A 13122-nucleotide genomic window follows, 5' to 3' on the forward strand; every position below is an offset into this window, starting at 1 on the left:
GCACTCTCCGGTTAGGCGACCGCACGGGCCGGCCTGGTTTCAAATTTGCCGTCGAGGAAGCCGGTCAGCCGCTGCCGGATGATCGCTTCCGCCTCGGTCATGATGCGGTCGATCAGCTCCTTGACGGTCGGGATGTCGTGGATCAGGCCGACCACCATGCCGCAGCTCCAGGCGCCGGCATCCATCTCACCGTCGATCATCACCTTCGGATAGACGCCGGCGACCTGCTCGTGGATGTCCGCGATCTTCAACGTGGCGCCCTTCTCGCGCTCGATTTCGAGCAGCTCGTCGACGCCCTTGTTCTTCAGCACGCGCTCGGTGTTGCGCAGCGCGCGCATCACCAGGCGGGTATCGAGCTCGTCGGCATCGAGCAGCGCCTGCTTCACATTGGCATGGACCGGCGCTTCCTTGGTGGCGATGAAGCGCGTGCCCATGTTCATGCCGGCAGCGCCCATCGACAGTGCCGCGACCAGGCTGCGCGCATCGGCCATGCCGCCCGAGGCCACGAAGGGGATCTTCAGCTCGTCCGCCGCACGCGGCAGCAGGATCATGTTTGGGATGTCGTCCTCTCCGGGATGGCCGCCGCACTCGAAGCCGTCGACGCTGACCGCATCGCAGCCGATTTTCTCGGCCTTCAGCGAATGCCGCACCGAGGTGCATTTGTGGATCACCTTGATGCCGGCTGCCTTCAGCGCCGGCATGTACTGCTCCGGGCTACGGCCCGCGGTCTCCACCGCCTTGACGCCGCCCTCGCGGATCGCCGCGATGTATTCCGGATAGGGCGGCGCGGTAAAGCTCGGCAGGAAGGTGAGGTTCACGCCGATCGGCTTGTCGGTCATGTCGCGGCAGCGCGCGATCTCCTTGGCCAGCAGCTCCGGCGTCCTCTGGGTCAGGCCGGTGATGATGCCGAGGCCGCCGGCGTTGGAGACCGCAGCCGCCATCTCGGCAAAGCCGACATAGTGCATGCCGCCCTGGATGATCGGATGCTGGATACCGAACAGTTCAGTGATTGCTGTCTTCACAAGTCTCTCCCGCGTTTCCGATCAATGGACGATTTCGAACAGGCCGGCCGCGCCCATGCCACCGCCGATGCACATGGTCACCACGCCATACTTCGCCTTGCGCCGACGGCCCTCGATCAGGAGGTGGCCGGTGAGCCGCGCGCCGGTCATGCCATAGGGATGGCCGATCGCGATCGAGCCGCCATTGACGTTCAGCTTCTCCGGATCGATGCCGAGCTTGTCGCGGCAATAGATCACCTGCACCGCGTAGGCTTCATTGAGCTCCCAGAGATCGATGTCGTCGATCTTGAGGTTGTGCCGCTTCAACAGCCGCGGGATCGCGGCGACCGGGCCGACGCCCATCTCGTCCGGTTCGACGCCGGCGGCGACGAAGCCGCGGAAGATGCCGAGTGGCTTCAGGCCCTTCTGCGCGGCGATCCTGTCGCTCATGATCACGCAGGCCGAGGCGCCGTCCGAGAGCTGGCTGGCATTGCCGGCGCTGATGGTCTTGCCCTCGAACACCGGCTTGATCTTCGCGAGACCGTCCGCCGTGGTGTCCGGCCGCGGACCTTCATCCCTGGCCAGCGTCACCTCTTGATAGCTGACGTCCTTGGTGTCCTTGTTGACCACGGCCATTTTGGTCGTGATCGGCGCGATCTCGTCGTTGAAACGGCCGCCCTGCAGCGCGGCGCCGACGCGGCGCTGGCACTCCAGGCTGTATTCGTCCTGCTTGTCGCGGCCGATCCCGTAACGCTCGGCGACGACCTCGGCCGTCTCCAGCATCGACATGTACATCTCGGGCTTCATGGCCATCAGCTCGTCGTCGACGGCATGGAACCGGTTCATGTGCTCGTTCTGCACCAAGCTGATCGACTCGATGCCGCCGCCGATCGCGATCTCGACGCCGTCAAGCATCACCGACCGCGCGGCAACCGCGATCGCCTGCAGGCCGGAGGCGCATTGCCGGTCGATCGTGGTGCCGGCAACAGTGACCGGAAGTCCGGCGCGGATCGCGCCCTTGCGCGCGACATTCATCACCATGGTGCCCTGCTGCATGGCGCAGCCCATCACCACATCCTCGACCTCGCCCGGCGCAATGCCGGCGCGCTTCACCGCCTCGGCCATGACGTGGCCGGCCAGGGTCGGGCCGTCGGTGTTGTTGAGCGCGCCGCGATAGGCCTTGCCGACGCCGGTGCGCGCGGTGGAAACGATGACTGCATCCTGTGACATGCTTGCCTCTCTCTGGCTTAGGCGGCCGCGTCGAGCTGCGCGAAGCGCAGCACGTGGTAGGCGGGATCGCCGAACTGGATGTTGATGGAGGAAATCCGCTTGAAGTAGTGGCCGACATTGAGCTCGTCGGTCATGCCCATGCCGCCGTGCAGCTGCACGGCCTGGTCCGCCACGAACTTGGCGGCATAGCCAATCTTGGACTTGGCGCCCGAGGCGAGCCGGGAAATGCCGGCCTCGCCCTCGTTCAGGCTAAGGCTGAGATGCTGCATCAGGGACAGCGTCTCCTGATGCGCGATGAACATGTCGACCATCCGGTGCTGCAACACCTGGAAGCTGCCGATCGTGACGCCGAACTGCTTGCGCGTCTTGGAATAGTCCAGGGTCGCCGCGTTCAGCTCGCCGATCGCGCCGACCGTCTCGGCGCAGAGCGCGCCGATCGCCTGGTTGCGGCACGCTTCCAGCGCCGCGACGCCCCCACCTTCCTGGCCAAGCAACTCGCCGCGCACGCCGCGCAGGCTGATTTCCGCCGCGCGGCGGCCATCGATCGTCTTGAAGCTCTGCAGATCGAGATTGGCGGCGCGGCGATCGACCGCGAACAGGCTGACGCCGCCGCGATCGTGACGATGGCCCGAGGTGCGGGCGGAGACGATCAGATGATCCGCCCAGGGCGCGGCCATCACCGCCGTCTTCTCGCCGGTGATGACATAGTCGCTGCCCTCCCGGCGCGCGGTCGTGGTGACGGTGGCGAGATCGAAGCGCGAACCCTTCTCAGTCCAGGCCAGCGCCCAGAGTTTTGATCCAGCGATGATGTCGGCGATGTAGGCCTGCTGCTGCGCATCGGAGCCCACTTGCTCGATCAGGCCGCCGGCCACCACGACCGTCTCGACGAACGGCTCGACCACAAGATGGCGGCCGAACTCCTGCATGATGATCATGGTCGACAGCGGCCCGCCGCCGAGCCCGCCGGCGGCTTCCGAGAACGGCGCCGCGAGCAGGCCGAGCTCGGCGAATTCAGCCCATTGCCTGCGGCCCAAACCCTCCTCGCTGGCGACGATCTTGCGGCGGGCGTCGAAATCATACTGGTCGCGCAGTAACCGCTGGACGCTGGACCGCAACAATTCCTGCTCTTCGGTGAACTGGATATCCATCCGATCCTCTCGTGCCGCTGTTGCGAAAGCGCGATGAGATGCGCTTTAGCTTCTTGTTTGAGCATGATCTCCGCTTGTCCGGATCAGAGACCGAGCACCGCCTTGGCGATGATGTTGCGCTGGATCTCGTTGGAGCCGCCGTAGATCGAGAGCTTGCGTGAGTTGAGATATTTCTCCGACGCCGTGTGGCCGTAGTCCGGGCCTGGCATGAAGTGGTTGGCGCTAGCCGGATGCTCGCGGATCGCAAGCCCGTAATTGCCGATCGCGCGATGCGTCAGCTCGGTGATGTCCTGGAAGATCTCGGTGCCGCGGATCTTGAACAATGACGCCGCCGGTCCCGGATCGATGCCGCGGGCCATCTGGGCGACGACGCGCAACTCGGTCGCCTCCAGCGCCAGCACGTCGAGCTCGACGCGGGCGATGTCCCTGATGAATTCCAGATGCGCCGGATCGTCTTCCGGGATCTCGGCCTTCACGATTGTCTTCAACCGCTCGATGTAGCGCGTCGAGCGGCCGATGCCGGCCATGCTGGTGCGCTCATTGCCGAGCAGGAATTTTGCGTAGGTCCAGCCCTTGTTTTCCTCACCGATCAGGTTCTCGGCCGGGACGCGGACGTCTTCGAGGAAGACGTCGTTGACCTCGTGGGAGCCGTCGATGGTGATGATCGGGCGCACGGTGACGCCCGGCGATTTCATGTCGATCAGGAGGAACGAAATGCCGGACTGCGGTTTCGCAGTGGGATCGGTACGAACCAGGCAGAAGATCCAGTCGGCATGCTGCGCCAGCGTGGTCCAGGTCTTGTGCCCGTTGACGATGTAGTGGTCGCCGTCGCGCACCGCCTTGGTGCGAACGGTGGCGAGATCGGAGCCGGAACCCGGCTCCGAATAGCCCTGGCACCACCAGTCCTCGCCGGAGAGGATACGCGGCAGGAATTTTGCCTTCTGCTCCTCGTTACCGAAAGTGTAGATGACCGGGCCGACCATGGTGACGCTGAACGCCAGTGGCGGCATCGTGCCGGCCCGCGTCGTCTCCTGCTCGAAGATGAAGCGGCGGGTGATTGACCAGCCGGGCCCGCCATATTCCTTCGGCCAGAGCGGCGCGATCCAACCCTTGTCGTGCAGGATGCGATGCCAAAGCAGCATCTGCTCCTTGGAGAGGTCGGTCTCCGGATTGGGGACGCGCATCTCCGCCGGATAATTGTCCTTGATGAAGGCGCGGACCTCGTCGCGAAACACCGCATCTTCAGGGGAGAGCGCGAGCTCCATCTGCCGAACTCCCTACCACTTTTCGCCGAAGGGCCGGATTTCCAGCTCGAAGGTCCAGGCGCTCTTCGGCTGCTGGTAGAGCTGCCAGTACGACGTGGCGACCGAAGCCGGCGGCATCAGCAGATCGGGATTGTCGAGCGCGTTCGGGCCGAGCGCCTCGATACGGCGCTGCCGCACCCATTCGGTGTCGACGCCGGAATCGATGATCAGATGCGCGACATGGATGTTCTTCGGTCCGAGCTCGCGCGCCATCGCCTGCGCCACCGCACGCAGGCCGAACTTGGCGCTGGCGAAGGCGGCATAGCCGCTGCCGCCGCGCAACGACGCGGTCGCACCGGTGAAGAAGATGTTGCCCTCGCCACGCGCCGTCATCAGCCGCGCCGCCTCCCGCCCCGCCAGGAAGCCGGAATAGCAGGCCATTTCCCAGACCTTGCGGAACACGCGCTCGGTGGTCTCCAGGATCGGGAAATTGACGTTGGCGCCGATGTTGAAGATGCAGACCTCGAGCGGCGCATGCTTGTCGGCGTCGTTGAGGAAGGAGATGATTTCCTCCTCCTTGCGCGCATCAAGCGAGCGCGCGTGGATCTCGCCGCCTGCCGCCTCGATCTCCTTGACCAGCGGCGTCAGCTTGTCGCCGTTGCGGCGGCCGGCGAAGACGGTAAAGCCCTCCGAGGCGAACTTCTTGGCGATCTCGCCGCCGATGAAATCACCGGCACCAATGACGGCAACCGTCTTGTTTCTCTTCTGCATGGTGGTCTCCGGTCTTGTCTGAGTGAACTGTTCTGCGGACGACGCGTCAGCTTCAACTGCGCAACGATTCCGCAAGCTTGTGCTTCAGCAGCTTGCCCGTCGACGTGGCGGGCAGAGCATCCATCAGGATAATCTCCGACGGACGCTTGTACGAGGTCAGTTGCGGAGCAACATGGGCCATCAGGTCCGCCACGGTGACGGTTGAGCCCTTGATCAGCTGCACGAAGGCGACAACCTCCTCATTGCCTTCGACCGCCCGGCCGACCACGGCGCACTGCACCACGGCGTCGTGCGTGCTCAGCACCGCCTCGATCTCGGCGGGATAGACGTTGAACCCGGAGCGGATGATCATCTCCTTGGTGCGCCCGACGATGTAGAGGGCGCCGCCCTGGAAACGGGCGAGATCGCCGGTGTTGAACCAACCGTCGGGGTCGATCGCCTTGGCGGTCAGATCGGGGGCGCGGTAATAGCCGCGCATCACATTCGGGCCGCGGACGTGAAGTTCGCCGACTTCGCCGTCGCCCACGGGCTTGAGATCGCGGCCGACCAGCTTGGCCTCCAGGCCCGGCATGACAGTGCCGACCGCGTGGTCGGCCCGCGGGTTGTCGGGCCGGACGCCGGAGATGCCCGGCGAGCATTCGGTGATGCCGTAGCCATTGAGCAGCGACAGCCCGAGCTCCTGCTCGACCCGGGATTTGAGTTCGAGATCGAGCGGCGCGCCGGCCACCGAGATCACGCGCAACCGGCCGCGATCGAGCTTCGGCAGGCCGGCATTGCGGCGATATTCCAGCAGACGCTGATAAGTCGCGGGCACGCCGTTCAGGATCGTGATGCCCTCCTCGGCCATCGCCTTGACCAGCGCGGCCGGATCGTACTTGGCGACCAGGCGCACGGTGGCGCCGACCATCAGGGTCATCGTCAGCAGCGAGATGCCGACGATATGCGAGATCGGCAGCACGCAATACTGCACGTCATCGGCCGCCATCTTGCGGAAGGCCGCGGTGCCGCGGGCGCTGAACAAGAGATTGCGATGGGTCAGCATCACGCCTTTTGGCGCGCCCGTGGTGCCGGAGGTGTAGATCAGGACCGCGACCTGGTATGCGCCATCGGCCTCGACCGGCTCGGCAACCGTTGCCAGATTCAGGCCCGTGACCGCGATGCCGCGGAGCGGACCGACATCCTGCACGGAAGCCTCATAGCGCGCGGCGTGCGTGGCCGCCTCTTGCGAGACGTCAGCAGTCAGCAGCACCCGGCGGGCGCCGCTGTGATCCCTGATCTGATCGAGCTCTCGCGGTGATAGCCGCGGATTGACCACGATCGACCAGACATCGAGCCGGCTCGCCGCCAGCAGCAGGCAGGCCAGCGGAATCGAATTCTCGCTGACGATCATCAGGCGGTCGCCGGCGCGGATGCCGAGTGCCTGCAAGGCTTCGGCGACGCGGCCGACCGTTCGATCGAGCTCGCGATAGCTCAGCCGCATCTTGTCGTCGACCAGCGCCGGATGATCCGGCGTCGCCGCGACATGGTGATCGATCACCTCGTGGATGCGGTTCGGCAAGCCTTCCACACTTCCTTCAGCCACCTGCGTCGACGCCTGCACTGAAACCTCCCTGTCGCAGCCCTTCGGGCTTGATTTGTTGGCTTGAGGAATTTGCCGCTCAGGCAGTCTTTCGCTGCGGCGCAGCCAGCTGCGCGACGATCTCCTCCTCGACTTCGCGCAAGCGATCCTTGCCGAAGAAGATCTCGTCGCCGACAAAGAAAGTCGGCGAGCCGAACGAGCCGCGCGCCACGGCGTTGCTGGTGTTCTCGATCAGCTTCTTCTTCACCTCGTCCTGCTGCGCGCGGGCGATGATGCGATCGATATCGACGCCGGAGGACAGGAACGCCTCGCGGAACACCTGCGGATCGTCCATCTTCTTGGGCTCGGACCACATGTGGTGATAGGCCGCGCGGAAATAAGGCTCGAACAGCCCCTCGAAATCGGCCGCAACGACGCCGCGCATCAGCATCAGCGTGTTGACCGGGAAGAACGGGTTCGACCTGAACGTCGTGATGTTGTGGCGCTGCAGGAAGCGCTCGGTCTCGATCGCGTTGTATTCCGGCTTGTTCTTGATGCCGCGCAGCGACTCGCCGGGCGACATGTTGCCGGTCGCCTTGTAGACGCCGCCGAGCAGCACCGGGACGTAGTCGAACTTCACGCCGGTGCGCTTCTCGATCTCCGGCAGCGCCAGTTCCGCGAGATAGGCGTTCGGACTTCCGAAATCGAAGTGGAATTCGACCTTGAGCGGAGCAGCCATGGAACGCCCTTCCCTTCGATTTGTCGGCGGCCGTCTGCTCGGCCGGGTTGATCGTGGTTCGGACCATAAGTTCTATTTTAGAACTGTCAATATGATATTTGTCATCCTATAGCCGAACCATGGGCCTGTACGCGGCATCCTATTGAAATGATGTTAGTTCTGTTTTAGAATTTTACTTCCACTGTCGTCGCAGAGCGCTGGAGACGCTGATGAAATGGGATACCCTCGAGGAGGAGCCGTGCTCGCTGGCCCGCACCGTCGCGGTGATCGGCGACCGCTGGAGCCTGTTGATCCTGCGCGAATGTTTCCTGCGCATCCGCAGGTTCGATGACTTTCAGGCGTCGCTCGGGATCACCCGCCATCTGCTCGCCGACCGGCTGAAGAAGCTGGTGCGCTTCGGCGTGCTGCGCAAGATTCCCTATCAGGAGGCGCCGAAGCGCTACGAATACATCCTGACCCAGAAAGGCCTCGACCTCTACCCGATCATCATGTCGATCGTGCACTGGGGCAATATCCACATGGTCGACGCGCGCGGCCGGCCGATGCTGCACGAACACAAGACCTGCAGGAAGATGTTCGACCCCGTCATGGTCTGTTCGGAATGCGGCGAACCGCTGAGCGCGAAGGATGTCCACGTCCATCCGGGCCCCGGCGCGCGAAAGTCCTCACCCGTGCACGCAAGGGCGCAGGAGCGGGCCAGACGGGTCGCCGAATCGACCTAGAAGTGACCGTCGACCGCCGCGCGTTTCAGCGTGACGGCACAGCCATCAGCACGACATTGCCGCCAAGCAGGCAGCCGACCGGCCGGCCGCCGGCGAAGCCGATGCGGACACGGATCTCCGACAGGCGCCCCATCGCCCTGCCCTGCAGGATTCGAATCTCGTCGTCATCAGGCGTGATCAGGCCGTAATCGAGCAAGCCGAACGCCAGTGCCGCAGCCGCGATGCCGGTTGCGGCGTCCTCGCGATAGCCGGATGAGCGCGGGAATTGCCGTGCCTCGAACAGGCGCGCCGCGCGGTCGACCACCGCGAATGGATAGAGCCCGGTCGATCCGATCCGCCCGCAGACCGCCTCGACGTCCCCGACCGCGGGATCCAGCGCATTCAGCGCCTCCGGCGAGCGCATCGGGATCAGAGTCTTGATCCGCGATGTCACGGCATTGCAGGGCGTTTCGTCACCGATCGCATCCGGCCCGACCGCGAGCGCCCGCAGCACGTCATCGCGCTGCCCTGCGTCGAGCGGAACGGTCTTTCCGGCCGGCTGGGTGATCTCGACACGGGGCTCGCCGTTGCGATCCCGGCTGATGAAGCCGGTGACGGGACCGCTGCGCGTTGCGATCCGGATCGTATCGCCCGGCAGTCGTCCCTGGCGTGCAAGCAACCAGAGCGCACCGATGGTGGCGTGGCCGCACATTTCCATTTCGTGGTTCGGAACGAAGAAGCGGAACGCGACGTCGAAATCGTCACTCTCCGCCGGCAATACGAAGCCGGATTCATGACCATGGCGGCGCGCGACATCCTGCATGTCGGATGCGCTCATGCCCCTGGCATCGACCACGATCGGACAGGGATTGCCGCCCTGCCCGTCCACCGTGAACACGCTAACCAGCTCGACTGTCGTCATGATGCCATCCCCGAGGCTGCTACTTGACCAGCGTCGCGCCGGTCTCCGGATGCTGCAGCCAGCCGAGCAATGCCTCGTGGAAGCGCGCCGGCGCCTGGATCTGCGGCGAATGGCCGAGGTCGGGGAATTCGATCAGCTGCGCATGCGGAATCCGCTTCGCCGCTTCCTTGCCGAGCACCGGATAATTGCCGAGCGTCTTGCGGATTTCCGGCGGCGCGGTGTCCTTGGCGATCGCGGTGGTGTCCTTGTCACCGACAAACAGCAGGGTCGGCGGCTTGATCTGCTCGAATTCGTAGAACACCGGCTGGGTCGCGATCATGTCGTAGAGCCGCGCCGAGCTTGACGCGACCGCCGCGCGGCCCGGGCCGCGATACATGCCGGCCAGCATCTGCACCCACGGCTCGTAGGACGGATCCCAGGTGTCGGCGTAATAGGTGGCGCGCTCATAGGCGCGGATGCCGTCGGCGGTGACGCGCGTCTCGCGCTGCATCCAGCCGTCGAGGCTGAGCCACGGCACGCCCTTGGCCTTCCAGTCCTCCAGTCCGATCGGATCCACCAGCACCAGCCGGTCGGTGGCGTCCGGATACATCAGCGCGTAGCGCATCGCCAGCATGCCGCCGGTGGAGTGGCCGACCACGATCGAATGCTCAATCCCGAGCGAGGCGAGCAGCGCGCGGCTGTTGCCGGCAAGCTGCTGGAAGGTGAACTGGTAGCGTTCCGGCTTGGAGGATTTGCAGAAGCCGATCTGGTCCATCGCGATCACGCGATAGCCGGCGCCGCTGAGCGCCTTGATGGTGCCGTCCCAGGTGGCAGCACAGAAATTCTTGCCATGCAGCAGCACCGCGGTCTGGCCGTTCGGCGTCGCCGGCTTGACGTCGAGATAGGCCATGTCGAGCTCCTGGCCCTGCGAGCTGAAGCGATAATGCTCGACCGGATAGGGATAGTCGAAGCCTTGCAGCTCCGGGCCATAGGCCGGCTCGGCGGCCGATTGCGCCGATGCGCTGGACGCACCGAGCGCGACGGTCGCAGCGACGGCAAGGTGAAACAGGGCTCTCAGATGCATCTCTCAAGGTCCGGAAATCAGGGCTGATCCGTGATGCGTTAGCCGAACGGCCGGGCGCCAGCCAGCGCTACAGCGATGATTTGTTCGTGATCGGCTTCGAGGCAGCTAATTGAGCATGATCTTCCCGGAAAACCGCTTCGCACTTTTCCGGATCATGCTCGACGCCGGATCGAACGCCCGGATCGGCGGCAGATTGCCGTTGAAACGCTCAACTTCGACCGTCGTGAGCTGCCCGGTGCAGCCCTGCGCGAAGGACGACGTGCCGATGTCGCGCGTCAGCACGTTCGGATTGCCGTGAACGCAGAGCGGAGCTTCCTCCTCGGGATCCATCGGGTCGTACCAGGCGCCGGTCGGCAGCTGGACCACGCCGGGCGCGATGCCGTCGGTGACATGCACCGCCGCGAGGCAGGCGCCGCGCGCGTTGAAGATGCGGATGATGTCGCCGTCGGCGATGCCGCGCGCCTTGGCGTCGCGCGGGTTCATGCGCGCGACCTCGCGGCCGCGATGCTTGGCCTCCAGCGAGTGACCGCCGAAGTCGAGCTGGCTGTGCAGGCGCGTCACCGGCTGGTTGGCGACCAGGAAGCACGGCGCGCCTGATGTCGGCGTGTCGGTCTTCTCGAGCCAGACCGGATGGCCCGGACAATCCGCATCGCCGTGGTCGGCGATCTTCTGCGAGAATATCTCGATGCGGCCGCTCGGCGTCGGCAACGGCCGCGCGACCGGGTCCTCGCGGAAGCGGCGCAGCGCGCCGCCGTCGTCGAGATGTTGCGGCAGGACCAGGCTGCCGCGCTGCCAGAATTCCTCGAAGCCCGGCGCCTCGAGCCCGCTCCCGGCGAGCGCCTTGCGGGTCGGCTCATAGAGATGCGCCAGCCATTGCCGCGACGTGCGCCCTTCGGTGAAGGGCTCGCGGGCGCCGAGCCGCTCGGCGAGATCGGCAAAGATGTCGTAATCGTCGCGCGCGAGGCCGAACGGCTCGGCGATCCGGTGCATGGCGACCATCAGCGGATCGTTGGTGGAGTAGCCGATGTCCTCGCGCTCGAGCGTCATCGTCGAGGGCAGCACGATGTCGGCGTGACGCGCCGTCGCGGTCCAGGCGAGCTCGTGCACCACCAGCGTGTCGAGCCGCGCAAAGGCCTTGCGCAGGCGGTTGAGGTCCTGGTGATGGTGGAACGGATTGCCGCCCGCCCAGTAGACGAGGCGGATATCCGGATAGGTTCGCGTCTCGCCATTGTAACGATAGGTGGTGCCGGGATTGAGCAGCATGTCGGCGATGCGCGCCACCGGAATGAAGTCGGCGACGCCGTTGCGGCCCTGCCCGAGCGTCGGTCCCGGCACCGCATTGACGCGCCGCCCGTAATAGCCGATCGCGCCGAGCGAATAGGCATAGCCGCCGCCGGGCAGGCCGATCTGGCCGAGGGCTGCCGCCAGCACCATGCCCATCCACACCGGCTGCTCGCCATGCTCGGCGCGCTGCAGCGAATGCGACACGGTGATCAGCGCGCGCCGCCCGGCAAGCCGCCGCGCCAGCGTCCCGATGGTGTCGGCATCGATGCCGCAGATCGCGGCGGCCCATTCGGCGCTCTTGGGTTGGCCGTCGCTCTCGCCGGTCAGATAGCGCAGGAACACCGGCCAGCCCTCGGTGTAGCGATCGAGGAAGGCCTGATCGTGCAGGCCCTCGCTGACCAGGGTGTGGACGATGCCGAGCATCAGCGCGGTGTCGGTGCCGGGCACCGCCGTCATCCACTCGGCGCCGGCCTCGACGGGCAGATCGTCGCGCAGCGGGCTGACCAGGACGAACTGGCAGCCGCGCCGGTGCGCCGCGTCCATCGCGCCGCGCTCGATATGCTTGCTGATCGAGCCGCCCGCCACCATCGAGTTCTTCAGCGCCATGCCGCCGAATGCCAGCACGATGTCGGTTTCGGCTGCGATCTGTTCCCAGGTGACGTTGCGCTTGGTGATGTCCTCGTAACCCGTCAGAATCTGCGGCAGCAGCACCGAGGACGCACCCGAGGAATAGGTGTTCACCGAACGCACATAGCCGCCGAGTGCGACGTTGAGGAAACGGTGCACCTGGCTCTGCGCGTGATGGAAGCGGCCCGCGCTCGACCAGCCATAGGAACCGCCGAACACCGCGCCGGGGCCGATCGTGTCGCGGATCCGCGTCAGCTCGCCGCCGAGCAGATCGAGCGCCTGCTCCCAGCTGACCGAGACGAATTCGTCGCGGCCGCGGCGATCATCAGGCCCCGGCCCGCGCTCCAGCCAGCCGCGGCGGATCGCCGGTTGCGCAATCCGCGCCTGATGGCGCAGTGCGCCGGGAAAATTGTTGATGATGCGGTTCGGATCGGGATCGCCGCCATAGGGCTTGACTTCGAGACCCGCCTTGCCGAAACGCGCCGAGAACACGCCCCAATGCGAGGTGTGCGGCTTGAACCCATCGGACAGATCGAGGCCGGGATCGGGGTAGCCAATGGTTTCGCTCATCGCGTGTCCTTCATCCGCAGGCCGGCGGTAAGGCCACGCCGGTCGCAACGCTCCGGCCAGTATAACGCACCAATCGGCGCAAGGTACCCGCTGCCACAGATATCGCACCGCACCTTGCCGGCATAACCGCCGGTGGCGGTGGTGGAACTCCCCGCCGCAGGTGCGCGCTGCCAAAATATCGAAAACAACCCCATGCACAGTAGCCGGCGGCGGCCGGCGTTCGACAGGGCAACTTGACACGTCGGGCAACTCACGGGTATTTTT

11 protein-coding genes are annotated in these 13122 nt (G+C 65.4%); 1 reads left to right on the forward strand and 10 read right to left on the reverse strand.

Annotated elements, in window-relative coordinates; translation table 11 throughout:
- Positions 1-11: 11 nt before the first annotated feature.
- The 7 genes from V5279_RS35305 to V5279_RS35335 all read right to left on the reverse strand — a co-directional run bounded on the left by V5279_RS35305 (position 12) and on the right by V5279_RS35335 (position 7691).
- Positions 12-1022 carry a nitronate monooxygenase family protein gene (locus V5279_RS35305; RefSeq protein WP_338691615.1) on the reverse strand — a complete coding sequence of 337 codons (1011 nt, stop codon included), beginning with the start codon at positions 1020-1022 and terminating at the stop codon, positions 12-14.
- A gap of 21 nt (positions 1023-1043) precedes the next feature.
- Positions 1044-2231, reverse strand: a complete 1188-nt coding sequence (locus V5279_RS35310; protein ID WP_338691616.1) for an acetyl-CoA C-acyltransferase — start codon at positions 2229-2231, stop codon at positions 1044-1046.
- A 17-nt stretch (positions 2232-2248) separates the two neighbouring features.
- Positions 2249-3379, reverse strand: coding sequence for an acyl-CoA dehydrogenase family protein (locus V5279_RS35315; RefSeq protein WP_224741151.1), 1131 nt, complete (start codon positions 3377-3379; stop codon positions 2249-2251).
- A gap of 83 nt (positions 3380-3462) precedes the next feature.
- Positions 3463-4644: an acyl-CoA dehydrogenase family protein gene (locus V5279_RS35320; RefSeq protein WP_338691619.1), complete on the reverse strand. Its 1182-nt coding sequence runs from the start codon at positions 4642-4644 to the stop codon at positions 3463-3465.
- Positions 4645-4656: 12 nt separating this feature from the next.
- On the reverse strand, positions 4657-5394 hold the full coding sequence (locus V5279_RS35325; RefSeq protein ID WP_338691620.1) for an SDR family oxidoreductase: 738 nt from the start codon (positions 5392-5394) through the stop codon (positions 4657-4659).
- Positions 5395-5446: 52 nt separating this feature from the next.
- Complete coding sequence (locus V5279_RS35330; RefSeq protein WP_338691621.1) at positions 5447-6994, reverse strand: class I adenylate-forming enzyme family protein; 1548 nt, start codon at positions 6992-6994, stop codon at positions 5447-5449.
- A gap of 58 nt (positions 6995-7052) precedes the next feature.
- Positions 7053-7691: a 2-hydroxychromene-2-carboxylate isomerase gene (locus V5279_RS35335; RefSeq protein WP_338691622.1), complete on the reverse strand. Its 639-nt coding sequence runs from the start codon at positions 7689-7691 to the stop codon at positions 7053-7055.
- 209 nt (positions 7692-7900) lie between these two features.
- Here V5279_RS35335 and V5279_RS35340 point away from each other — a divergent pair, with 209 nt between their 5' ends.
- The gene (locus V5279_RS35340) at positions 7901-8413 is read left to right on the forward strand and encodes a helix-turn-helix domain-containing protein (RefSeq protein WP_338691623.1); all 513 of its coding nucleotides are present in this window, start codon (positions 7901-7903) and stop codon (positions 8411-8413) included.
- Positions 8414-8438: 25 nt separating this feature from the next.
- Here the strand turns inward: V5279_RS35340 and V5279_RS35345 are convergent, their stop codons facing one another.
- The 3 genes from V5279_RS35345 to V5279_RS35355 all read right to left on the reverse strand — a co-directional run bounded on the left by V5279_RS35345 (position 8439) and on the right by V5279_RS35355 (position 12858).
- Positions 8439-9314, reverse strand: a complete 876-nt coding sequence (locus V5279_RS35345) for a PhzF family phenazine biosynthesis isomerase (RefSeq protein WP_338691624.1) — start codon at positions 9312-9314, stop codon at positions 8439-8441.
- A gap of 19 nt (positions 9315-9333) precedes the next feature.
- Positions 9334-10377: an alpha/beta hydrolase gene (locus tag V5279_RS35350; protein ID WP_338691625.1), complete on the reverse strand. Its 1044-nt coding sequence runs from the start codon at positions 10375-10377 to the stop codon at positions 9334-9336.
- Positions 10378-10482: 105 nt separating this feature from the next.
- Complete coding sequence (locus tag V5279_RS35355; protein ID WP_338691626.1) at positions 10483-12858, reverse strand: molybdopterin guanine dinucleotide-containing S/N-oxide reductase; 2376 nt, start codon at positions 12856-12858, stop codon at positions 10483-10485.
- Positions 12859-13122: the final 264 nt, after the last annotated feature.

This window comes from Bradyrhizobium sp. 26S5 (genome assembly GCF_036923295.1).
GTDB lineage: Bacteria > Pseudomonadota > Alphaproteobacteria > Rhizobiales > Xanthobacteraceae > Bradyrhizobium > Bradyrhizobium septentrionale.